General features: G+C 71.6%; 20 protein-coding genes, 2 tRNA genes and 1 other RNA gene. 16 read left to right on the top strand and 7 right to left on the bottom strand.

Features of this window, described 5'->3' with window-relative positions:
* The first annotated feature begins 30 nt into the window (after positions 1-30).
* The 8 genes from JOD65_RS01325 (at position 31) to JOD65_RS01290 (ending at position 8,893) form a co-directional block, all read left to right on the top strand.
* Positions 31-1,398, top strand: a complete 1,368-nt coding sequence (locus JOD65_RS01325) for a hypothetical protein (RefSeq protein WP_191194116.1) — start codon at positions 31-33, stop codon at positions 1,396-1,398.
* Positions 1,399-1,580: 182 nt separating this feature from the next.
* Positions 1,581-1,892, top strand: coding sequence for a WXG100 family type VII secretion target (locus JOD65_RS01320; RefSeq protein WP_191194117.1), 312 nt, complete (start codon positions 1,581-1,583; stop codon positions 1,890-1,892).
* Between the two features lie 36 nt (positions 1,893-1,928).
* The gene (locus JOD65_RS01315) at positions 1,929-2,219 is read left to right on the top strand and encodes a WXG100 family type VII secretion target (protein WP_191194118.1); all 291 of its coding nucleotides are present in this window, start codon (positions 1,929-1,931) and stop codon (positions 2,217-2,219) included.
* Between the two features lie 149 nt (positions 2,220-2,368).
* A complete protein-coding gene (gene eccD, locus JOD65_RS01310) occupies positions 2,369-3,751 on the top strand; it encodes a type VII secretion integral membrane protein EccD (RefSeq protein WP_191194119.1) in 1,383 nt (460 codons plus the stop codon).
* 3 nt (positions 3,752-3,754) lie between these two features.
* On the top strand, positions 3,755-5,179 hold the full coding sequence (locus JOD65_RS01305) for a type VII secretion protein EccB (RefSeq protein ID WP_191194120.1): 1,425 nt from the start codon (positions 3,755-3,757) through the stop codon (positions 5,177-5,179).
* On the top strand, positions 5,179-6,444 hold the full coding sequence (locus JOD65_RS01300) for a S8 family serine peptidase (RefSeq protein WP_191194121.1): 1,266 nt from the start codon (positions 5,179-5,181) through the stop codon (positions 6,442-6,444). The genes JOD65_RS01305 and JOD65_RS01300 overlap by 1 nt, the downstream gene beginning before the upstream one ends.
* A 32-nt stretch (positions 6,445-6,476) precedes the next feature.
* Positions 6,477-7,544: a sugar phosphate nucleotidyltransferase gene (locus JOD65_RS01295; protein WP_191194122.1), complete on the top strand. Its 1,068-nt coding sequence runs from the start codon at positions 6,477-6,479 to the stop codon at positions 7,542-7,544.
* A gap of 47 nt (positions 7,545-7,591) precedes the next feature.
* On the top strand, positions 7,592-8,893 hold the full coding sequence (locus JOD65_RS01290) for a UDP-N-acetyl glucosamine 2-epimerase (protein WP_191194123.1): 1,302 nt from the start codon (positions 7,592-7,594) through the stop codon (positions 8,891-8,893).
* Positions 8,894-9,048: 155 nt separating this feature from the next.
* Here the strand turns inward: JOD65_RS01290 and JOD65_RS01285 are convergent.
* A tRNA-Ser gene (locus JOD65_RS01285) sits at positions 9,049-9,137 on the bottom strand.
* Positions 9,138-9,232: 95 nt separating this feature from the next.
* On the opposite strand from JOD65_RS01285, the gene ffs reads away from it, so the two are divergent.
* The 7 genes from ffs to JOD65_RS01250 all read left to right on the top strand — a co-directional run bounded on the left by ffs (position 9,233) and on the right by JOD65_RS01250 (position 15,666).
* An RNA gene (gene ffs / locus JOD65_RS01280) (signal recognition particle sRNA small type) lies at positions 9,233-9,323 on the top strand.
* Positions 9,324-9,401: 78 nt separating this feature from the next.
* Complete coding sequence (locus tag JOD65_RS01275; RefSeq protein ID WP_191194124.1) at positions 9,402-11,621, top strand: DNA polymerase III subunit gamma and tau; 2,220 nt, start codon at positions 9,402-9,404, stop codon at positions 11,619-11,621.
* Between the two features lie 48 nt (positions 11,622-11,669).
* On the top strand, positions 11,670-12,047 hold the full coding sequence (locus JOD65_RS01270; RefSeq protein ID WP_191194125.1) for a YbaB/EbfC family nucleoid-associated protein: 378 nt from the start codon (positions 11,670-11,672) through the stop codon (positions 12,045-12,047).
* 9 nt (positions 12,048-12,056) lie between these two features.
* Entirely contained in the window at positions 12,057-12,653 is a 597-nt protein-coding gene (gene recR, locus JOD65_RS01265) for a recombination mediator RecR (RefSeq protein WP_191194126.1), read from the top strand.
* Positions 12,650-13,231 carry a DUF5063 domain-containing protein gene (locus JOD65_RS01260; RefSeq protein ID WP_191194127.1) on the top strand — a complete coding sequence of 194 codons (582 nt, stop codon included), beginning with the start codon at positions 12,650-12,652 and terminating at the stop codon, positions 13,229-13,231. Before recR ends, JOD65_RS01260 begins: the two co-directional genes overlap by 4 nt.
* A 90-nt stretch (positions 13,232-13,321) precedes the next feature.
* The gene (locus JOD65_RS01255; protein ID WP_191194128.1) at positions 13,322-14,620 is read left to right on the top strand and encodes an aspartate kinase; all 1,299 of its coding nucleotides are present in this window, start codon (positions 13,322-13,324) and stop codon (positions 14,618-14,620) included.
* A complete protein-coding gene (locus JOD65_RS01250; protein ID WP_191194129.1) occupies positions 14,617-15,666 on the top strand; it encodes an aspartate-semialdehyde dehydrogenase in 1,050 nt (349 codons plus the stop codon). Before JOD65_RS01255 ends, JOD65_RS01250 begins: the two co-directional genes overlap by 4 nt.
* Before the next feature lie 41 nt (positions 15,667-15,707).
* Here JOD65_RS01250 and JOD65_RS01245 read toward each other — a convergent pair whose 3' ends face one another.
* The 5 genes from JOD65_RS01245 to JOD65_RS01225 all read right to left on the bottom strand — a co-directional run bounded on the left by JOD65_RS01245 (position 15,708) and on the right by JOD65_RS01225 (position 18,747).
* Positions 15,708-16,313 (bottom strand): hypothetical protein, encoded by a 606-nt coding sequence (locus JOD65_RS01245; protein WP_191194130.1) that lies wholly within the window; start codon positions 16,311-16,313, stop codon positions 15,708-15,710.
* A gap of 61 nt (positions 16,314-16,374) precedes the next feature.
* A tRNA-Pro gene (locus tag JOD65_RS01240) sits at positions 16,375-16,451 on the bottom strand.
* Positions 16,452-16,545: 94 nt separating this feature from the next.
* Entirely contained in the window at positions 16,546-17,178 is a 633-nt protein-coding gene (locus JOD65_RS01235) for a dihydrofolate reductase family protein (RefSeq protein ID WP_191194131.1), read from the bottom strand.
* An 11-nt stretch (positions 17,179-17,189) separates the two neighbouring features.
* On the bottom strand, positions 17,190-17,750 hold the full coding sequence (locus JOD65_RS01230) for a dihydrofolate reductase family protein (protein ID WP_191194132.1): 561 nt from the start codon (positions 17,748-17,750) through the stop codon (positions 17,190-17,192).
* A gap of 73 nt (positions 17,751-17,823) precedes the next feature.
* Complete coding sequence (locus tag JOD65_RS01225; protein WP_191194133.1) at positions 17,824-18,747, bottom strand: metallophosphoesterase; 924 nt, start codon at positions 18,745-18,747, stop codon at positions 17,824-17,826.
* A gap of 26 nt (positions 18,748-18,773) precedes the next feature.
* Here JOD65_RS01225 and JOD65_RS01220 point away from each other — a divergent pair, with 26 nt between their 5' ends.
* Positions 18,774-19,232, top strand: coding sequence for a GatB/YqeY domain-containing protein (locus JOD65_RS01220; protein ID WP_191194134.1), 459 nt, complete (start codon positions 18,774-18,776; stop codon positions 19,230-19,232).
* Positions 19,233-19,313: 81 nt separating this feature from the next.
* On the opposite strand, the gene JOD65_RS01215 is transcribed toward JOD65_RS01220, so the two are convergent.
* Complete coding sequence (locus tag JOD65_RS01215) at positions 19,314-21,698, bottom strand: transglycosylase domain-containing protein (RefSeq protein WP_191194135.1); 2,385 nt, start codon at positions 21,696-21,698, stop codon at positions 19,314-19,316.
* Positions 21,699-21,824: the final 126 nt, after the last annotated feature.

The following is a 21,824-nucleotide window of genomic DNA, read 5'->3' as shown; positions in this document are numbered from 1 at the left end:
GTTTCCGTGGGCAACGCGAAGGGGGACTCGGTGTCGGACGTCGCGATGTCCAGCAGCGCTCGCGCGACCATCGCGCTGAGCATCCACGGCCCGGCCGGGGTGCTCGACCTCGTCGTGCCCTCCGCCGCGACCGCCGTCGACGTCGCGCGGGAGTACGCCAGGCAGGCCGACGTGCCCGGCATCCCGCTGCTGCAGACCGCCCTCGGCGAGCGGCTCAACGCCGCCGTACCGCTGGGCGAGGCGGGCATCCAGCCCGGTGACGTGCTCGTCGCGACGACCGGCGTGCACCGGCCGCGTCGGGTGACGCTCCTCCAGGCCGCCAAGAACGCCCCGGAGAGCCCCGCGCTCGCCGCGATGATCGCCTGGGTGGCGGCCCTGGTCGCCGCCCTCGCCGCGTGGTACGCCGGACGCGCGGGCGACGACGTCGTACGCACCGTCGCCGTCGGGGTGCTGCTCGCCTGCGCGATCGCCGGCGTGCTGCCGATCGGCCGCCACGCCCGGCAGCGGGCGGCCGCCGCACCGGCGTTCGCCGCCGCCGCGGCGTTCGCGGCGCTCCACGAGCCGGGCGTCCACCTGCTCCCGGCCGTCCTCGGTGCCGCCGGCATCGCGGCGGCCGTCGTCGCCGGCATCGGCCGCGCCCTGTCGGTCGACGACGACGAGGTGAGCACCGTGTGGATCGTCAGCGGCCTCACGGTCTTCGCCTGCTGCGCCATCCCCGCGATGCTCGGCTGGGACGGCCGGGTCGCCTGGACGCTGCTGATCTTCCTCTCGATGATGGCGGCGCGCTTCGCGCCCTCCCTCGCCGTCGACGTCCCCGACGAGGCGCTGCTCGACCTCGACCGGCTGGCCGTCACCGCCTGGTCGGCCCGTGACAGCCAGCGCCAGGGGCGCCGGGGCCGCATCGTGGTCGCCGGCGACGCCATGGAGCGCCTGGTGCACCGGGCCTCGCGCATCGTGACCGGCGCAGCGGCCGCGATCATGGTGACGATGCTGGTCGCCAGCCCGCTGCTGCTGCACACCGCGTCCATCGACCTCGACCGCATCGGCGCCCGCTGCCTGGTCTTCTTCGCGGGCTGCTCGCTGCTGCTCGCCGCCCGGTCCTACCGCCACGCAGCCGCACGGATCCTGCTGCGCCTGGCCGGCCTCGGCGCCCTCGTGGCGCTGGCCGTGCACCTCGTCGCGGGACCCGGCGCGAGCCACGTCGACGTGTTCCTCTACGTCACCGTCGGGCTGGGCGTGATCGCCCTCGCCGCGGCTGTCGCCGCCGGCCGCGGCTGGCGGTCGGTGTGGTGGTCGCGCCGCGCCGAGGTCGCCGAGTCGTTGTGCGGCAGCTTCGCCTTCGCGTCGGCCGTGGTCGCGGCCGGCGTCTTCCGTCGCCTGTGGGAAATGACCTCCTGAACACGCCTGGAGGCGCTCGCGACGGCGTCGATCGGTGGATTCATGTTTAGCCCCAAACCGGTCGGGTAGATGCACGTCAGCGCGGGGGGCCGGGACGTCTCCCCGAGCACCGGATCACCAGTCCAGTGAGTCACCAACACACAACACTCGGTCGGTTCGACCGCCGAGGGAGAAGGATCGACATGAGCGAGATGTACGGCCAGACAGAGAAGGCCCTCTCCAAGGGCGCCGACTTCGTCGACCAGGCCCGCGGCGACGTCAAGAACAAGTGTGGCGTCCTCTCCGGCAACATCCAGACGATGATGGGTGGATGGGGCGGCCAGGGTGCCACCGCGTTCAACAACCTCATGATCGCCTGGGACCAGAAGCAGGAGACCATCCTCAAGGCCCTCGACCAGCTCTCGGCCTCCATGCAGGAGACGGAGCGCGACAACGTCTCGACCGACGAGTCGCAGTCCGCCAACCACGCCAACCTCCAGGGCCGTCTCGGCTGACGCCGGCACCCGACTTCCGAGAACTAGGAGATCGACATGACTTTCGACGGAATCAAGGTCCAGCACGGCACCCTCGACGCCGGTGCGGCCGACGTGATGAAGGCGGCCAAGGACATCGAGTCGCGCCTCGACCAGCTCGAGAACGAGCTCAACCCCCTCAAGGCGGACTGGAACGGTAACGCCAAGATGGCGTACGACCAGGCCAAGGCCAAGTGGGACCAGGCGATGTCCGAGATGACCCTCCTGCTCCAGCAGGCCAGCCAGGGTGTCGACTCGTCCAACGCCGAGTACAAGGCAGCCGACGCCCGGGGCGCCAACCGCTTCTGAGCACCGCACACCGTACGAGGCCGGTCGTCCCTCCGGGGACGTCCGGCCTCGTGGCATTTTCGCGAGCGGCTTTCGCCTAGGCTGCTCCCCGTTCAGTGCTCCGGCCCCTCGGCCGACGCAGGTGCAAGGACAATCAGGGGGAAACACCAATGAGTCAGGGGTCCTCGGTCGCCTCAGGCCTGGTCCGGGTGACCATCGCCTCGGGATCTCGCCGGGTCGATCTCGTGCTGCCGGGCTCGATCCCGGTCGCCGAGCTCGTGCCGGAGCTCGCCCGCTCGGTCGGCCTGCTCGACGCCTCCACCGTCTACGGCGGCTACCGCCTGGTGACCCAGGAGGGCCGGATCCTGGTCAACAACGCCGGTCTGACGATGCAGGGCATCGAGGACGGCGGCCTCCTCACCGTCACCGCCGGCGTCGACGACAAGGCCCCGCGTGTCTACGACGACGTCGTCGAGGCGATGGCCGACGTCGTCGAGAACGAGCTCAAGCCGTGGGAGCCGGCGGCCGGACGACGTACGGCGCTGGGCGCGGGCAGCATCCTGCTCGGCCTCGGCGCGCTGGCCCTCCTCCTTCTCGGCGAGAGCGTGCTGGGCGGCGTCGCCGCGGCCGTGATCGCCGGACTCCTGGTCGTCGGCGGCATCGTGCTGACCCGCGCGCAGGGCGAGCCCGAGGCCGGGGTCGTCGTCTCGCTGCTCGCCGCCCTCTACGCCGCGGTCGCCGGGCTGCTGCTCGCGCCCGGTGACCTGCCGGCCTGGAGCTGGCCTCTGGACGACGCGTTCTTCGCCGACGCCCTCCTCTTCGCCGGGCTCGGCGTCCTCGCCGTCGGGCTGGTCGCCGTGGTCGGCCTCCAGGGCGGCCGTGCGCTCGTCATCCCGGCCGTCGTGGTCGGCGGGGTGGTCGTCGCGGGCTCGATGCTCATCCGGGTGTTCTCGCTCGAGCCGTCCACGGTCTTCGTCGTCCTGCTCACCCTGGTCGTCCTGGCCGGCAGCATCTTCCCGTGGCTCGCCCTCGGGGTGACCGGCACGAGCGTCGACCAGCTCTACTCGCTCCACGACATCACCGCCGACCCCGACGAGATCGACCCGGACGAGGTCGCCGACGACGCGCGCGTCGGCCACGAGATCCTGCTCGCGGTCTCCGCCTCGGTCGGCACCCTGCTCGTCCTGCTCGCGCCGTTCGCCGTCGGGCGCGGCGTCTACGGCACGATCCTGGCGGCCGTGTGCTGCCTGGCCGTCATGTTCCGCACCCGCCAGTACCGCACCGGCTCGGAGGTGCTCGCCGGCCTCGTCTCCGGCATCCTCGGCCTGGTCTCGGTGGCCCTGTCGATGCTGCTCATCCACGACGGCTGGCGCGCCGGCGCCGCCATCGGCCTCGCCGGCATCGGTGCCGTCCTGCTCGCGCTCACCCTCGTGCCAGCCTCGCCATCGGTGCGCCGCGGCCGCATGGGCGACGTCGTCGAGACGATGACCCTGCTCGCGCTGCTCCCGCTGATGGTCCTCGCGGCCGGCTTCGTCTCCGCGGTGGCGGGCTGATCGATGGCCACCAAGAAGGACCTCGTCGAGGCCCACGCCTTCAGCCGACGCCGCCTCGTCACCGCCTTCGTCTCCGGCGCCCCTGGCGGCCGCGAGGTGGAGCCGGTGAAACCCGGCCGCGTGCTGATCGGCGGCGTCGCCCTGTCCGTCCTCCTGCTCGCTGGAGCCGCGATCGCGGGCTTCCTGCTCGGGCGCCCGCCCGCGCAGTGGCTCGACGAGGGCAGCTTCGTGATCTCCAAGGACACGGGCGAGCAGTACGTCGTCCTGCGCGGCGGTGACGACCCGCTGCTCCAGCGGGTGCCCAACTACGTCTCGGCCCAGCTGCTGCTCGGGCAGGACGAGCTCACGCCCTTCACCGTCCGCGACAAGTACATCCGCACCGTCCAGCTCGGTGAGGACCTCGGCATCGACGCCGCACCCGCCAGCCTCCCCTCGGCGTCCGAGCTGGTCAACGACGGCTGGACCGCCTGCACGGGCGACGGGGTCGGCATCAAGGTCGCGGTGCAGCGCACGCCCACCGTCGAGGACCTGGCAGGGTCCGGCTTCCTGGTGAGCAGCGAGGGCACGACCTGGCTGATCGCGACCGCGCCGGCTGTCGGGAGCAAGCAGGGCAGTGCCTACCGCTTCCCCATGCCCGAGGACGAGACGCAGTCCTCGACGCTGGGTGACCGGCTCGGGTTTGGTGCGTCGGCCACCGAGGTCGACCCCGACTGGCTGAACCTGTTCCGGCTCGGCGAGCCCCTCGAGAAGGCGTCCTTCGGGGTCACCCGGCCCGGGGAGCCCGTGCCCTACGGCAGCACGGGCACCGACCTCTCGCAGTACCGCATCGGCGACCTGCTCCTCTCCAGCAGCGGGTCCTACTACCTCCTCGGCGACGAGAAGCCCGAGCGGCTCAGCGACTTCGCGGGCATGGTCTACGGCGTCGTCGAGCAGCCGGCGCAGGAGCTCCAGGGCGACCTCTCGGCGTCCTTCGGAGACCCCAACACGCCCGCGGAGTGGCCCAGCGACGTTCTGCAGCCGATCACCAACGGTGCGCTCTGCGCGGTGCTCCACCCCGCGACCGGTGCCGACGCCACGTTCAGCCTCGCGACCAACCCGACCGGCGCGGCGGACCCCTACCGCGACGACGTGCGCCCCGGTCGCCATGCGGTCGACGTCGAGCCGAGCGCCGGGGCCTACGTGCTCTCCGGCTCGGGCGAGGCCGCCGACGCCGGCACCCGCTACGTCATCGACCCCAAGGGCGAGAAGTACGAGCTGGTCGGATCGGAGGTGCCCGACTTCCTCGGCTACGGCGACGTCGAACCGCCGCTGGTGCCGAGCGCGTGGCTGGAGTTCTTCCAGCCGGGCGTGCAGCTCTCGACCAACAGCGCGCGCCGGGTCCCCGAGGACGCCCCGCCGGCGGACGACGCGGCCGCGGACGCCGGCTGATGGCTGCACCATCGACGGGTCGTCGCCTGCTGCGCCTCCCGCCCGTGCGTACGACGCTCGCCGCCGGCCTGCTCGCCGCCTCGGTGGTGCCGCTCGGGGCGCCGCCCGCCGCCGCCGACCACGACGCCCCCTGCCTCGAGTCGGAGGTGCCTGACTCCGAGCGGCTGGCCGACACCCACACCAAGGACAACCTCGCCTTCGAGCGGATGCACGTCGAGCAGGCGCAGGAGCTCGCCACCGGTCGGGGTGTGAAGATCGCCGTCATCGACAGCGGGATGGTCGGCATCGAGGGGCTCGACATCGCCGGCGGGACGGCCATCGCGGGCGTCAACCCCAACACCCGCCTCTCCGGCCACGGCACGATCGTCGCCGGGCTCATCGCCGGGCCCCGCGGCGTCGCGCCCGACGCCCAGGTCTTCGACGTCAAGGTCTACGACGCCGACGACGCCGACACCACGCAGGGGGAGCGGCCGCTGACGTCCGCCGGCATCGCTGCGGGCATCGACGCCGTCATCCGGGCGCAGCCGCAGCAGCAGTTCGACATCGTCAACATCTCCCTCGCCGTCCGTCAGCCCGACCCGGAGCTCGAGGCGGCGGTCGCGCGGCTCGTGGACCTCGGGGTCGTGGTGGTGGCCGCCGCGGGCAACGTCCCGGTCGGCACCGCCGACTCCGGCTTCGCGGGCACCCCCGACAACGACGCCGACGTCTTCCCGGCCGACTATCCCGGCGTGCTCGCGGTCAGCGCGACCCCGCCCGGCGACGAGAGCCCCAGCACCTACGTCGTACCCAACCTGGACACGGACGTCGCGGCCCCGACGCTGGGCGCGATCTCGGCCAACGCCACCGGTCAGGTCTGCGTCGTCGACCAGGTCGCGACGTCGTGGTCGAGCGCCGAGGTCAGCGGGGTCATGGCCCTGCTCAAGGAGCGTTTCCCGCGCGAGACCCCCCAGCAGCTGGTCGCCCGGCTGCAGGCGACCACCGAGGGAGCGGGTGCTCCCGAGGGCCCGGACGGCAAGGCGACGAACCCCTGGACCGGGGCGGGTGTCGTGCAGGTGCACGACGCGCTCACCCGGGAGATCAAGCCGGGTCGCAAGGGCAAGGTGGAGACCACCGTCCAGGAGGTCCGTGCCGACGCCCAGGCACCGCCCGCACCCCAGCGCATCGACCTGTTCGGCACCCCCCGCGCGATCCTCCTGTGGTCGGGGCTCGTCGCCGGATCGCTCCTCGCGCTCACCTTCATGCTGCGCCCGTTGCTGCGACGGTGAGACCGGTGGGGGGTCCATGATGGAATCAGGCCATGCCTGACACCTCGGACGAGCCCGTCGCCGTCATCCTGGCCGGAGGCCAGGGCTCGCGCCTGTGGCCGATCAGCCGCGACCGGGCCCCCAAGCAGTTCCAGCCCGTCGTGCGCGACCGCCCGCTGCTCACCGGCACCATCGAGCGACTCAGCGAGATCGTGGACCCCAGCCGCATCCACGTCTCGACGCGTGCCCGCTTCGCCGACGCGGCCCGCGCGACCCTCGGCCCGGTGCCGCCGGAGAACCTGATCCTCGAGGAGGAACCGGCGGGACCCGCGACGGCGTTCGCCCTCAGCATCGCCACGCTGTCGCACAAGTACGGCAACGCGCCCGCGCTGATTGCCCCCTCGGACCACCTCATCACCGAGGAGGACGCCTTCAACGAGGCGTCGCGCGACATGCTCGAGCAGCTCCACAGCACGCCCGGGTCCATGGTGGTCCTCGGTGCGGAGCCGACCCGTTTCGACCCGAGCCTGGGCTACATCCACACCAAGGGCTCCGACGACGCCGTGCAGGTGATCGACTCCTTCCACGAGAAGCCCGACGAGGACGTCGTCGAGGAGCTGGCGGAGTCGGGCAACCTCTACTGGAACACCGCCTGCTACGGCGTTCGTGTCGGGCGGGCGTGCGAGGCCTACCGCAGCGCGCTGCCCCTCATCTTCGAGTCGATCGAGCGCTACGCGCGCGGCGCCACCTCCGAGAGGGCCTATCGCGGGGCCGCCATCGGCGGCCACGAGATCTACCCGCTCATGTGGGCCGGCATGGAGTGCCTCGTCGTCCCGCGACAGCTCGGGTGGACCGACGTGGGCACCTGGCCCCGCCTCGAGCGGGTGCTCCAGGACCAGCGGGTGACCTCGATCGGTCCCGCGCTCCAGCTCGACGCCGAGGACACTCTCGTCGCCAGCATGGACGGCCGTCCGGTCGTCACGCTCGGCGCGCGGGGACTGATCGTGGTCACGCACGAGGACGCGGTCTACGTGCTCGACCGCCAGAAGGCCCTGGACGCCGGCATCCTCGAGCGACTGCGCTCGCTCCTCGCGGCCAGCAGCCGCGAGGACCTCCTCTGACCGGTCCCCCGGATCCCCGACCCAGCACGCTCCACCCGAAGGAACCCATGTCCCACGAGAACAGCCAGCACATCGTCGTCGTCGGCACCAAGCCCGACATCATCAAGCAGGCGCCGATCTACCACGAGCTGCGCGACCGCGGCCACGACGTCGTGCTGTGCCACACCGGCCAGCACTACGACCACAACCTCTCGCAGTCGATGCTCGACGAGTTCGGTGTCCGTGAGGACATCAACCTCGAGGTGCGCGGCGGCGTCAACGACCTTGTCTCCGGCATCACCGCCAAGCTCGCGCTGTACCTCCGCGGCTTCGCCGAGCGCGGCGGCTTCCCGATCACCTACGTGCACGGTGACACGACCACCGCCATGGCCGGCGCCCTCGCCACCTTCGGCGAGCGGCAGGCGCTGGTCCACGTCGAGGCAGGGCTGCGCACGCTCTCGCCGAAGCCGGAGGTCCTCAAGGGCTGGCTCGAGCAGGGCGCGGACCTCGACTGGGCGTCGTTCCGCGAGCAGTCGATCGACCGCGCCAGCTGGGCCAAGGGCAGCCGCGAGCCGTCGCCGGAGCAGTTCAACACCCGGGTGGCCGACGCGGGCTCCGACCTGCACGCCGCCCCCGTCGAGCTCAACCGCGAGTTCCTCCTCGAGGAGGGCTTCGCGCCTGCCGCGATCGACGTCGTCGGCAACTCGGTCGTCGACGCGCTCGAGCAGGCCGTCGCCGGCAGCGACAAGAACCAGGTGCTGCAGAAGTTCCCGCAGATGGGCGACGGGTCCTTCCTGCGCTTCTGCGTCCACCGCCGCGAGAACACCACCAACCGCGACCGCTTCAACCTCCTGATGGACGCCATGGAGGCGTTGCTCGAGCAGGGCCACCACGTGCTGTTCATCCGCCTTCTCGGCACCGAGTCCGCCATCGACAACTTCGGCCGCCGCCAGTGGCTCGAGGACCTCGAGGCGCGCTACGGCGACGCGCTCATCTCGACGCCCGTGTGGGACAGCTACCTCGACGTCGTCGCCGCGATGTCCATGTGCGCGGTCATCGTCACCGACTCAGGCAGCATCGTCGAGGAGGCCAACGTCCTCGAGGTGCCGTGCGTGACCCTCCGCTTCGGGTCGGACCGCTCCGAGACGTTCCTCGCCGGCAGCAACTTCCTCGCGCCGCCCATCGACAAGGACCTGATGACCAGCGTCATCCACCACGTCTTCGAGCACCGCGCCGAGCTGTCGTGGGACCGGGTCTACCCCGAGAAGGCGTCGGCCATGCTGGTCGACGCGGTCGAGCGGCGGCTCGACGAGGGGAGCCTGCTGATCTCCGAGGAGTGGCGCTACGGCCTCCAGGCCAAGCTGCGCTGACCGGCGTACGACTGGCGCCGCTCCGGGCGGTGCGCCAGCCACATTTCCAGGCGCTGGAAGGTGGCTGAGGCACCGCTCGGGTGCGTGTCGTACGTCGCTGCTCCGCCCAGAACACGACGAAGGCCCCGCACCAGCAGGTGCGGGGCCAACGTGTGTGGCGGAGGTAGGGGGATTCGAACCCCCGAGGGCTATTAACCCAACCCGCTTTCCAAGCGAGCGCCATAGGCCACTAGGCGATACCTCCGCCGAGGAGAGTACCGGTCGGTCCGGTGGCCGGTGAAATCGCCCGCCGAGCCCTCGGTTTGGGTGGCCGTGCGGGCCTCGCCTAGACTCCCCGCCAACCCCCCACGCGGCGTCACCTCGCCCAATTCCCCCAGGGCCGGAAGGCAGCAAGGGTAAGTGAGCTCTGACGGGTGCGTGGGGGGCCTTTGCATGTCCGGGCCCGGTCGTGCCAGAAGCAGGTCTCCCGCGGTGGTCGGTGTGGGTGGGCACGGTTAGGGTTCACGACGTGGAGTCACCGCTCGCGCTCTATCGCCGCTACCGGCCCGAGACCTTCCAGGAGGTCATCGGGCAGGACCACGTGACCGAGCCGTTGCGAGCGGCGCTGGCGGCCAACCGCGTCAACCACGCCTACCTCTTCTCCGGCCCGCGCGGGTGCGGCAAGACCACCTCGGCCCGCATCCTCGCCCGCGCGCTCAACTGCGCGCAGGCCCCGATCTCCGATCCCTGCGGCGAGTGCGACAGCTGCCGCGACCTCGCGCGCGGCGGCCCGGGCTCCATCGACGTCATCGAGATCGACGCGGCGTCCCACGGTGGTGTGGACGATGCCCGCGACCTCCGCGAGAAGGCGTTCTTCTCCCCGGTGCGCGACCGCTACAAGGTCTACATCATCGACGAGGCCCACATGGTCACGACGCAGGGCTTCAACGCCCTGCTCAAGCTGGTCGAGGAGCCGCCGCCCCACCTGCGGTTCATCTTCGCCACGACCGAGCCCGACAAGGTGCTGCCGACCATCCGCTCGCGCACCCACCACTACCCCTTCCGGCTGATCCCGCCGCGGCTGCTCAGCGACTACCTGTCCCAGCTCGCCGGCGAGGAGGGCGTGGCGATCGAGCCCGCCGCCCTGCCGCTCGTCGTGCGTGCGGGAGCCGGGTCGGCGCGTGACACCCTCTCCGTGCTCGACCAGCTGCTCGGTGGCGCCGGTCCGGGCGGGGTGACCCACAAGGTGGCGACCGACCTCCTCGGCTTCACGCCCGACTCGCTCCTCGACGAGGTCGTCGAGGCATTCGCGACCCGCGACGGGGCGGCCGTCTTCTCGGTCGTCGACAAGGTCGTCGAGACCGGGCAGGACCCGCGTCGCTTCACCGAGGACCTGCTGCGCCGACTGCGCGACCTCGTCATCGTCACCGCGGTGCCCGACGCCCCCGCGACCGGGCTGATCGACGTCTCGGAGGACGCCGGCGAGCGCCTCGTGGCCCAGGCCGCGCGCTTCGGTGCGATCGAGCTCAGCCGGGCCGCCGACATCGTGGCCGCCGGCCTCACCGAGATGCGCGGAGCGACCGCTCCGCGCCTGCTGCTCGAGCTGCTCTGCGCGCGCGTGCTGCTCCCGGGCGCCGACCACACCGCCGACGGCGTGATGGCCCGTCTCGAGCGGCTCGAGCGCCGGATGGACGTGACCGGCGCCCCGACGCCCGCCGCGGCAGCCCCTGCTTCCGCTCCTTCCCGACCGGCCGCCCCGGCCGCGGCCCCGGCGCCGTCCGGAGCGCCGGCAGCCCCTCCGCATTCCGCGCCCCCCGCTGCCCCCCAAGGGGCACCCGAGCCGGCACCCGAGGCAGCACCGTCGTCAGCGCCGCACGCCGCACCGCGAGGCGACGAGCCGGTCCCGCCGCCGCCCATGCCGGTGGCGCCCACGGGCGTGCCCGCCTCACCCACCCGCGACGACGGTCCGCCGCCGCCCCCGCCGATGCCGGGGTCGGGGCCGCTGCAGCCCGCGACACCGCAGGCGCCACCCGTCGTCGCCGAGCCGGTGCAGACCCCGGCCGCCGCTGCCGGGCCCGACGCGCCGGTCGCCGAACAGCCCGCCGGTCCCCGCGGCGGCCTCAGCCTGGTCGACGTACGCCGGCTGTGGCCCGACATCCTCGAGCAGACCAAGAACCGTCGCCGCCTGGCCTGGATGGTGCTCTCCCAGCACGCCCACGTGGTCGACGTCGACGGCGTGCGGCTGACCGTCGGCTTCGCCAACGCCGGTGCGCGCGACTCCTTCGTGAATGGCGGCTGCGACGAGATCCTGCGCCAGGCCGCCATCGACGTCGTCGGGATGGACTGGCGCGTCGAGTCGATCGTCGACCCGTCGGGTGCGGCCGCGGAGGCGCCAGTCATCCGCCAGGCGGCCACCGACTCCGCACCCCCGGCCCCCGCCGCCCCGCCGGCCGGACCTCCGGGCGCCCCGGCGCAGGAGGCACCCGACGGCCCGCCGTCCTGGGTGACCGGTGACGCGGCTCCGCCGTCGGCTCCCGCGGCCCCGCCGCCGGTCTCCGCCGCTCCCGCCCGTGAGGCGCTCGAGGCGGCCCGGGCGGGGGGACCGGCCGAGCCGGCCGCCCCGGTGCGCTCCGCCGACGACGACGTGGACCCCGACGACCCCGACGCCGACTCCGCGGCCATCGACACCGAGTCGCTGCTCAGCCAGACGCTCGGTGCCAAGCTGATCGAAGAGATCAAGAACGACTGACCCGATGACCGGCCCCAACCCCACCCCAGACCTGCAGCGGGAGACCCGATGACCCAGAACCCCTTCGACGCCCTCGGCGGCGGCGGCTTCGACATGAACGCCCTGCTCCAGCAGGCGCAGCAGATGCAACAGCAGCTCGAGGAGGCGCAGGCCAACCTCGCCCAGCAGACCGTCGAGGGCACCGTCGCGGGCGGTGCCGTGACGGTCACCGCCAACGGTGTCGGCGAGCTGGTCGGCGTGACGATCCGCTCGGGCGAGTTCGACGGCACCGACCCCGACGACCTGTCCGACCTCTCCGACCTCATCGTCGCCGCCTACCGCGACGCACGCGCCAAGTCGGAGGCGCTGGCCGGAGACTCGCTCGGCCCGCTGACCGAGGGTCTCGGCGGAGGCGGCGGCATGCCCGGTCTCCCCGGGCTCGGCTGAGGGGCCTCGTTGTACGAAGGTGTCGTCCAGGACCTGATCGACGAGCTCGGCCGCCTGCCGGGCGTCGGTCCCAAGAGCGCGCAGCGCATCGCCTTCCACCTGCTCCAGGCGGAGCCCACCGACGTACGCCGCCTCGCCGACGTGCTGATCGAGGTGAAGGCCCGCGTGAAGTTCTGCTCGACCTGCTTCAACGTCAGCGAGGACGAGCAGTGCCGCATCTGCCGCGACGAGCGCCGTGACCCCAGCGTCCTGTGCGTCGTGGAGGAGTACAAGGACGTCGTCGCGATCGAGCGCACCCGCGAGTTCCGCGGCCGCTACCACGTCCTCGGCGGCGCCATCTCGCCCATCGACGGCATCGGCCCCGACCAGCTCCACGTCAAGGAGCTGATGCCTCGCCTGGCCGACGGCACGGTCACCGAGGTCATCCTCGCCACCGACCCCAACCTCGAGGGCGAGGCCACCGCGACCTATCTCACGCGCCTGCTGCTGCCCATGGGGTTGCGCGTGACCCGCTTGGCGAGTGGACTGCCTGTGGGCGGTGACCTCGAGTACGCCGACGAGGTCACGCTCGGACGAGCGTTCGCCGGAAGGAGATCAGCCGAATGACCGAGACCGACGAGAGGGTGTTCGGCGAGCAGATCGCCGACTCCGTGGAGAGCTTCCTGCTCGCACTGCGCGCCATCGCCCGCGAGGGCAACGGGTCGCAGGCGGTGTCGCTGCTGCTCCTCGAGATCAGCCAGGTACTCCTGGCCGGCGCCCGGATGGGCGCCCAGAACGACTTCACCCCGCGCGAGGAGTTCCAGCCCGACGTGGGGCCCGAGGCCGACATCGACGACCTGCGGCTGCGGCTGGCCGAGATGCTCGAGGGCGTCGACGACTACTCCTTCGTCTTCGACCCCTACATCCCGGAAGTGGTCGTCAGCCGGCTCTCCGACGACCTGGCCTCGATCGCCATCGACCTCGAGAACGGCCTGCGCCACTACCGCGCGGGCAACGTCGACGAGGCCCTGTGGTGGTGGCAGTTCTCCTACGTCAACAACTGGGGAAACCTGGCCGGTGCGGCGCTCAACGCGCTGCTGACCGTCGTCGCGCACGACCGCTTCGACACCGACTTCGAGGCTGACGCCGACGCCGTGGCCGTCGCAGATGAGATGCTCGGGAGCGCCCCGGTCGCGCGCCCGTAGAATCGGCGGTGGCCTGGCGGCAACGGCGCCGACGGGCACGCCAGAGCTCCGCGGCCACTGAGGGCCGCACACCGATCCCGAGGAACAACCGTGGGCATTGTCGTGCAGAAGTACGGCGGCTCCTCGCTCGCCGACGCCGACGCCATCAAGCGCGTCGCCCGGCGCATCGTGGACGTCAAGAAGGCCGGTCACGACGTCGTCGTGGCGGTGTCGGCCATGGGTGACACGACCGACGACCTGGAAGACCTGGCCAACGGCGTCTCGCCGCTGCCGCCGGCGCGGGAGATGGACATGCTGCTCACCGCGGGTGAGCGCATCTCGATGGCGCTGGTCGCGATGGCCATCAGCGACCTGGGCTACACCGCGCGCTCGTTCACCGGCTCGCAGGCCGGCGTGATCACCGACTCGGTCCACGGCAAGGCCAAGATCATCGACGTCACGCCGGGGCGCATCACCCAGGCGATCGGCGAGGGCCACATCGTGATCGTGGCGGGGTTCCAGGGGGTGTCGGCCGACACCAAGGAGATCACCACGCTCGGCCGGGGCGGCACCGACACCACCGCGGTGGCGCTGGCCGCTGCCCTCGAGGCCGACGTGTGCGAGATCTACACCGACGTCGACGGCGTCTTCACCGCCGACCCGCGGATCGTGCCCAGCGCCCGCAAGCTCAGCAAGGTCTCCTACGAGGAGATGCTGGAGCTGGCCGCGTGCGGCGCGAAGATCCTGCACCTGCGGTGCGTGGAGTACGGCCGCCGCTACGGCATCCCGATCCACGTCCGGTCGTCGTTCAGCCAGCTCGAAGGCACCTGGGTCGTCAACGACCCGCAGCTCAGCCCCGGACCAGCCGGTCCCAGTGAGGGAGACACCATGGAACAGCCCATCATCGCCGGCGTGGCCCACGACCGCAGCGAGGCCAAGATCACCGTCGTCGGCGTGCCCGACAAGGTCGGCGAGGCCGCCCGCATCTTCGAGGCCCTGGCCGACGCGCAGATCAACCTCGACATGATCGTGCAGAACATCTCGGCCGCGGCGACGAGCCTCACCGACATCTCCTTCACGCTGCCCCGCAGCGACGGCCAGGTCGCGATGACCGCGCTGGCCCGCATCCAGGCCGAGGTCGGCTACGACAAGCTGCTCTACGACGACCAGATCGGCAAGGTCTCGCTGATCGGCGCGGGCATGCGCTCGCACCCCGGCATCACGTCGAAGTTCTTCGCCGCGCTCGCCTCCGCCGGTGTGAACATCGGGATGATCTCCACCTCCGAGATCCGGATCTCGGTCGTCGTGGACGAGAGCGCCGTCGACGACGCCGTACGCGCGACCCACACGGCGTTCGACCTCGACGCCGACGAGGTCGAGGCCGTGGTCTACGGAGGCACCGGGCGATGAGCACAACCGTCAACATCGGGATCGTCGGAGCCACCGGGCAGGTCGGCGTCGCGATGCGCCAGATCCTGCTCGAGCGCGACTTCCCGGCCGACCAGCTCCGCTTCTTCGCCTCCTCCCGATCCGCTGGCACCGTGCTGCCGTTCGGCGACCGCGAGATCACCGTCGAGGACGCCGAGACCGCCGACCCGGCGGGGCTCGACATCGCGCTGTTCTCCGCCGGCGCGACGACCTCCCGCGCCCTCGTCCCCAGGTTCGTCGAGGCCGGCGTGATCGTCGTCGACAACTCCTCGGCCTTCCGCAAGGACCCGGAGATCCCGCTCGTGGTCTCCGAGGTCAACCCCGACGCGATGGCGGCCGTCATCGAGGCCGGGCGCGGCGTGATCGCCAACCCCAACTGCACCACCATGGCCGCGATGCCGGTCCTCAAGCCGCTGCACGACGAGGCCGGCCTGACCCGCCTCATCGTGTCGTCCTACCAGGCCGTCTCCGGGTCCGGTGTCGCCGGCGTCGACGAGCTGGCCAACGCCGTGGCCGCGGCCGGCGACAAGGCGCGCGAGCTGGCCTACGACGGCTCCGCGATCGCCTTCCCCGACCCGGTGAAGTACGTCGAGCCGATCGCCTACAACGTCCTGCCGATGGCGGGCTCCGTCGTCGACGACGGCCTCAACGAGACCGACGAGGAGCAGAAGCTCCGCAACGAGTCGCGCAAGATCCTCGGCCTGCCCGACCTGCTGGTCTCCGGCCTCTGCGTCCGCGTGCCGGTCTTCACCGGTCACTCGCTCGCGATCAACGCCGAGTTCGAGCGGGCGATGACCCCCGCCCGGGCCCGCGAGATCCTCGGGTCGGCGCCCGGCGTCGAGCTCGACGAGGTGCCGACCCCGCTCAAGGCGGCCGGCAAGGATCCGTCGTACGTCGGCCGGCTCCGCCAGGACCCGGGCGTCCCCGACGACCGCGGTCTCGCCCTCTTCATCAGCAACGACAACCTGCGCAAGGGTGCCGCCCTCAACACCGTCCAGATCGCGGAGCTCATCGCCGCCGCGCGCTGACGTCGACTTGTGTTCAGGGAGGGCCTGACAAGTCCGGCCCGTCAGCGGACGTCGTACGACGACGAGCGCGCGGAGGCGCCCGCCGCCGGGCCGTCGTCACTGACGGCAGCGGTGACCCACCAGGACGCGGCGTAGGAGATCGCCGACGCCACGGGGACGGCGACGAGCGCCCACCCCTCGTCGAGCGAGCCGAGCAGGAACACCAGCACCAGCACCGCCAGGATGCCGACGGCGAGGAGGCTGGTGGAGCCGGCGTGCGGTACGCCGAGCACGCGGAGCAGCAGGCTCCCGGCCCAGGTCAGCACGACGAGGACGACCAGCAGGATCAGCAGCCCGGGGCCACCGCCGCACGCCGACGTGCCGCGTACGGCCTCGCAGCCGACCCCGGCCAGCCACGCCAGCACCACGGCGAGCCCGCCGACCGCGACGCCGGTCAGGGACGCCGCGCGCAGGCCGCTGACCTGCACTGCCGGGAGCCTCTGGGGGCCGGGTCCGGGCTCCGGCACCGCCGGGGGCTGGACGACCGCAGCGTCCGGCATCGCGGCCGTGTGGTCACGCGCCGACGACGTGTCCTCGTCGTCGGAGACCTTCCTCCTTCGCCGCAACGAGAAGGACGGCATCGCGAGCGGGGGACGGTCGTCGGCCATGAGGGGCACAGTGCCACATGACAGGAGCTCCCGGACCCACGGTGGGGTCCGGGAGCTCCGGTGGTCGGGCTGACAGGATTTGAACCTGCGGCCTCCTCGTCCCGAACGAGGCGCGCTACCAAGCTGCGCCACAGCCCGCCGCCCGGACCGATGATCGGAGTCCGGGCAACGCGGGCGAGCATACCGGAGCGGTCGGGGGCTGCCGAAATCGCCCCGGCCCGGTGGGACCGGCTCAGCCGCGCTTGGTGAAGGTGAGGTGGGTGACCCCGCTGGGCGACGAGACCGACTCGATGTCGAAGGTGTCCTCCAGTGCCTCGAGGCCGTCCCACAGCCGGGCACCGCGGCCGAGCACGATCGGCACGACCACGAGGTGCAGGTGGTCGACGAGGCCGGCAGCCACGAAGTCGCGCACCACGGACGCGCCGCCGCCTAGGCGTACGTCGAGGTCGCCGGCAGCCTCGCGCGCGACGGCGATCGCCTCGGCGGGGGAGGCGTCGAGGAAGTGGAAGGTGGTCCCGCCGGCCATCTCGAGCGGCGGCCGGGGACGGTGGGTGAGGACGTACGTCGGCGTGTGGAAGGGCGGCTCGTCGCCCCACCACCCCTGCCAGTCGGGGTCGTCCTGCCACCCGGGCGGGCCGAACTTGTTGGCGCCCATGATCTCCGCACCGAAGCCCAACTCGTGGCGGGCAGCGAAGACGGCGTCGACGCCGCGCTGGCCGGCCTCACGGTCCCAGAAGCTGGTGGCGAACATCCACTCGTGCAGCCGCTGCCCGGCGTGGCCGAACGGCGACTCCAGCGACTGCGGTTCGCCGGAGCCGAAGCCGTCGAGGGAGATCGAGAAGTTGTGGACCCGGACGAGTGGCACGTGTGGCTCCTTCAGTGGAGGGGCGGGTGGTCGAGCACGGTGGGGACGTAGTCGAGGAGCTGGAGGCGACCGTCGAAGGTCCGGCTCTCGACGAGCTCGAGGCGGACGTCGGGGTAGCCGTCGAAGACCCGGTCCCGCCCGGTGGCTCCGTTGATCACCGGGAAGACGACCAGCCGGAACCGGTCGACGAGCCCCGCGACGAGCAGCGAGCGGGCCAGCGTGAGGCTGCCGAGGGTGCGCAGCGGCAGCGGCCCGTCCTCCTTGAGGCCGCGGACGGCCTCGACGGGGTCGGCGGCGACGAGCCGGGTGTTGTCCCAGTCCAGCGGCTCGCGGAGCGTGGACGAGAAGACGATCTTGTCCATCTCCGCGAGCTGGGCGATGGCCTCGGGCTCCTCCTCCGCCATCCCGGACATCAGCCGGTAGGTGGTCGCCCCCATCAGCGTGGTGTGCTCCTCCTGCTCGCCGAGGAACGCGTAGTAGTCGGGGCCGCCCATGCCCCAGAGACCGGGCCAGCCGTCCGCGGCGGCGCAGCCGTCGAGGGACACGATGAGGTCGACCATCAGCTCGGGCACACCGGCACTCCCTTCTCGCTGGTCCCACACCACCACAACCGGGCGCGGGTGGAAAGGTGCGGGCGACGAGAGCTCAGGAGGCGGGGACCAGCGTCATCAGCGTGGCCTCGGGGCGGCACGCGACCCGGAAGCGGACGTACGGGTTGGTGCCGAGCCCGGCCGACACGTGGAGCCAGGACGAGCCGTCGTCGCCGGGGGCGGAGTCGGCGGGGTGGCGGTGCAGGCCGCGGGCGCGGGCGGGCTCGAGGTCGCAGTTCGTGGTGAGGGCGCGGCCGCCCGGGAGGCACACCTGGCCACCGTGGGTGTGGCCGGCGATGATCGCGTCGTAGCCGTCGGCGGCGAACTGGTCGAGGACGCGGAGGTACGGCGCGTGGGCCACGGCCAGGCGCAGGTCGGCCGTCGGGTCGGCCGGTCCGGCGACGCTGGCCAGGTCGTCGAACGCCAGGTGGGGGTCGTCGACGCCGGCGAAGGCGATGGTGGTGTCGCGCACCTTCACGGACCCGAATCCGTTGGTCAGGTCGAGCCAACCGGCCTCGGCGAAGCGTTCCTTGAGCCGCGGCCACGGCAGCTGGGGTGTCGAGGTGTTGCGCTTGCCAGTGTCGGGGAGCAGGTAGAGCAGCGGGTTGCGCATGCCGGGCGCGTAGTAGTCGTTGGACCCGAGCACGTAGACGCCCGGCACGTCGAGCAGTCCGCCGAGGGCGTCGGCGACGACGGGCACGGCACGCATGTGGGCGAGGTTGTCGCCGGTGTCGATCACCAGGTCGGGCTCGAGGTCGGCGAGACCGCGCAGCCACTCCTGCTTGGCGCGCTGGTCGGGTGCCATGTGGATGTCACTGAGGTGCAGCACCTTCAGCGGAGCGTGTCCGGCGGGCAGCACGGGCACGGTCACGCGGCGGAGGGTGTACTGCCGGGCCTCCCATGCGGCGTACGTCGCCAGGCCCACGCCGGCGAGCGTCCCGAGCCCGAGCGTGCGGCCTACGACGGGGAGGAGAGGCATTCGCCAAGGCTGCCACAATGGTGTTCATGAGTGCTCTGAAGGACCGTCTGCGCGCCGACCTGACCACCGCCATCAAGGCGCGTGACGAGCTGCGCTCCTCGACCATCCGGATGGTGCTGACCTCGATCACCAACGCCGAGGTCGCCGGCAAGGAGGCCCGCGAGCTCTCGGACGACGACATCGTCGGCGTCCTGTCCACCGAGGCGAAGCGTCGCCGGGAGGCGGCCGTGGCGTTCCAGGAGGCCGGTCGCACGGAGATGGCGGCCAAGGAGGCCGCCGAGGGCGAGGTCATCGCCGACTACCTCCCCGCCCAGCTCAGCGACGCCGAGATCGCCGACCTGGTCGCCGCCGCGATCGACCAGACCGGCGCGGCCGGCGAGGGGATGCGCGCGATGGGCAAAGTGATGGGCGTCGTGACGCCCCAGGTCAAGGGTCGCGCCGACGGAGGTGCCGTGGCGGCCGAGGTGCGCAAGCAGCTGGGCTAGGACGCACTGACCGGGCAGCTCCTCGCGCTATTGCGCGAGGAAGTGCCCGGTCGGCGGTGTGGTGCGCGAGGAAGTGCCCGGTCAGCGCCGGCCGCCGCCGTTGCCGCGACCCCGGCCGCCCCCGTTGCCGTTGCCGTTGCCGCCTCCGTTGTTGCCCGCAGAGGGCGGCGGGGGCACGTAGCCGGTCGAGGTGTAGAGCGTCACCGTGTCGCCGCTGCTGAGCTGGCCACCGCCCTCGGGTGAGGTGTAGGCGACGAGACCGGCGCCGGTCTCGGAGTTGACCTGGCCGCCGTCGGCGACGGTGAACCCAGCGGCCTGCAGCGCCGCGGTCGCGGCCTCGACGCTCTGGCCGGCCACGTCGGGCACCGTGCTGAGCACGCCGGCGATCTCGTCACCGGGCGGCGTCTGGAAGTCCTCGTAGGGCAGCTTGGCCGACGCCGCGGCCATCGCCTCGCCCCAGATCGGGCCGGCGACGGTCGAGCCGAACGCCTCGTAGATCGTGCTGCCGCCGACGACCTGGCCGTTGAGGGTCATCCACTCGCCGAACTCGTTGGCGCCGGCGACCATGGCTGCCGTCGCGAGCGTCGGGGTGTAGCCGACGAACCACACGGCCATGTTGCTGTTGTTGGTGCCGGTCTTGCCCGCGGACGGCTTGTCGATGGCGATGTTCTGCCCGAACCCGCCGGGCTCCATGACGCCGCGCAGGATGTCGTTGACGGCGTCGGCGGTGGCGCCGGGCATGACCTGCTCACATTCGCTGGCGAAGTCCTTGAGCGACGTGCCGGACGAGTCGAGCACCTGGGTGACGGGACGGGGGTCGCAGTGCAGGCCGCGGGCGGCGAAGGTGGCGTAGGCCTGCGCCATGGTCAGCGGGTCGGCGTCGGAGACGCCGAGGATCCACGACGGCACCTGCTGGGCCTGGGGCACCTTTACGCCCATCTCCTTGGCCAGCTCGAGCGGCTCGCACATACCCGTCTGGACCTCGAGCTGGGCGAAGAAGGTGTTCACCGAGTGCTGGGTGCCGCTGTAGAGGTCGAACGTGCCGGCACCGGTGGAGTTCTGCGGGTCCCAGCCCTTCTGGTCGCCGGCGTAGGGCCCGTCGCAGGTCTCGAAGTCCCAGTCGTCGAAGTGCATCGTCTGCGGCGAGTTGATGCTGGTGCTCAGCGGGATGCCCTGGTTGATGGCAGCGGCGAGGACGAAGAGCTTGAACGTCGACCCGGCCTGGAAGCCGTTGGCGTCGCCGTACTTCTTGGGGACGGTGTAGTTGAGGTAGGTCTCGCCGCCCTTCTTGTCCTTGCCCATCGGGCGGGACTGGGCGAGCGCGCGGACGTCACCGCTGCCGGGCTCGATCATCGCCAGGCCGCCGATGGCCTGGTCGGTCTGGTAGACGTGGGAGGCGACCGAGTCGTCGGCGGCCTTCTGCATGTCGAGGTCGATCGTGGTGTTGATCGTCAGGCCGCCGTTGTTCAGCGTGCGGCGACGCTCCTTGGGCGTGTCGCCTAGCACCGGGTCCTTGAGCAGCCAGTTGACGACGTAGTCACAGAAGAACGGCGCTCGCGACTGCTGGCAGCCGTTGGGCGAGGTCTCGATGTCGAGCGTCTTCGCCAGGGGCTTGCCCTTGAGCCGCTCGGCCTTCTTCTCGGTCAGGATGCCGAGCTGGGCCATCCGGTCGAGGACGACGTTGCGGCGGCCCTCGGCACGCTCAGGGTTGTCGACGGGGTCGTAGCCGACGGGGTTCTTCACGAGGCCGGCCAGCGTCGCCGACTCGAGAAGGTTGAGGTCCTTGGCGTTCTTGGAGAAGAAGTGGCGCGCGGCCGACTGGACGCCGAAGGCGCCGTCGCCGAAGTAGGCGATGTTGAGGTAGCGCTCGAGGATCCAGTCCTTGCTGTGGTTCTTCTCGAAGGCGATCGCGTAGCGGAGCTCGCGGATCTTGCGCGCGTAGGTCTCCTCGGTCGCGGCCTTGCGCTCCTCGTCGGTCTCCGCCTGGTAGAGCAGCGTCTGCTTGACCATCTGCTGGGTGATCGACGAGCCGCCCTGTACCGAACCGCCGTTGGCCTGGTTGGTGACGAAGGCGCGGACCGTGCCCTTGAGGTCGAGGGCGCCGTGGTCGTAGAAGCGGTAGTCCTCGATCGCGACGATCGCCTTGACCATGGGCCGCGAGATCGAGCCGAGCGGCACGTTGATGCGGTTCTGGTCGTAGAGCGAGGCGATCAGGTTGCCGTTGACGTCGTAGATGCGCGTCTTCTGCGACAGGTCCTTCGCCTCGAGCGACTCGGGGAGGTTGACCATGCCCTTGCTGACGTCCTTGGCTGCCACGCCGACCAGGCCCGCGAACGGGATGGCGAGGCAGGCGACGAGGACGCCCATGACGACCGCGACGGCAGCCATGACCGCCAGGTGGGACGCCACGCGACCGGCCGGACGGCCCGGGGGGCGCCCTGAGGGCGAGGACGAGCGTGAGGACATGCGCACCAGAGTACGGGGCGGACGCCTATCATCCGGAATTCCAAGCGCGCAGCCAGATAGTCACATTGGACTATACGAATTGAGCCACACGGTCCCTGTCTGGACCGGGGGTGATTCGTTTACTTT

Origin of the sequence: Nocardioides cavernae (assembly GCF_016907475.1) — a bacterium.
GTDB classification, from domain to species: Bacteria; Actinomycetota; Actinomycetes; order Propionibacteriales; family Nocardioidaceae; genus Nocardioides; species Nocardioides cavernae.
Note: the sequence above shows the minus strand (reverse complement) of the source record. Positions and strands in the feature narration are given on the sequence as shown.

What these genes read in the sequence shown, in the direction of transcription:
- JOD65_RS01320 (WP_191194117.1), top strand. Translation starts at nt 1,581, where the DNA reads ATGAGCGAGATGTACGGCCAGACAGAGAAGGCCCTCTCCAAGGGCGCC.
- JOD65_RS01315 (WP_191194118.1), top strand. Translation starts at nt 1,929, where the DNA reads ATGACTTTCGACGGAATCAAGGTCCAGCACGGCACCCTCGACGCCGGT.
- eccD (WP_191194119.1), top strand. Translation starts at nt 2,369, where the DNA reads ATGAGTCAGGGGTCCTCGGTCGCCTCAGGCCTGGTCCGGGTGACCATC.
- JOD65_RS01305 (WP_191194120.1), top strand. Translation starts at nt 3,755, where the DNA reads ATGGCCACCAAGAAGGACCTCGTCGAGGCCCACGCCTTCAGCCGACGC.
- JOD65_RS01300 (WP_191194121.1), top strand. Translation starts at nt 5,179, where the DNA reads ATGGCTGCACCATCGACGGGTCGTCGCCTGCTGCGCCTCCCGCCCGTG.
- JOD65_RS01295 (WP_191194122.1), top strand. Translation starts at nt 6,477, where the DNA reads ATGCCTGACACCTCGGACGAGCCCGTCGCCGTCATCCTGGCCGGAGGC.
- JOD65_RS01290 (WP_191194123.1), top strand. Translation starts at nt 7,592, where the DNA reads ATGTCCCACGAGAACAGCCAGCACATCGTCGTCGTCGGCACCAAGCCC.
- JOD65_RS01270 (WP_191194125.1), top strand. Translation starts at nt 11,670, where the DNA reads ATGACCCAGAACCCCTTCGACGCCCTCGGCGGCGGCGGCTTCGACATG.
- JOD65_RS01260 (WP_191194127.1), top strand. Translation starts at nt 12,650, where the DNA reads ATGACCGAGACCGACGAGAGGGTGTTCGGCGAGCAGATCGCCGACTCC.
- JOD65_RS01250 (WP_191194129.1), top strand. Translation starts at nt 14,617, where the DNA reads ATGAGCACAACCGTCAACATCGGGATCGTCGGAGCCACCGGGCAGGTC.
- JOD65_RS01245 (WP_191194130.1), bottom strand. Translation starts at nt 16,313, where the DNA reads ATGGCCGACGACCGTCCCCCGCTCGCGATGCCGTCCTTCTCGTTGCGG.
- JOD65_RS01225 (WP_191194133.1), bottom strand. Translation starts at nt 18,747, where the DNA reads ATGCCTCTCCTCCCCGTCGTAGGCCGCACGCTCGGGCTCGGGACGCTC.
- JOD65_RS01220 (WP_191194134.1), top strand. Translation starts at nt 18,774, where the DNA reads ATGAGTGCTCTGAAGGACCGTCTGCGCGCCGACCTGACCACCGCCATC.
- JOD65_RS01215 (WP_191194135.1), bottom strand. Translation starts at nt 21,698, where the DNA reads ATGTCCTCACGCTCGTCCTCGCCCTCAGGGCGCCCCCCGGGCCGTCCG.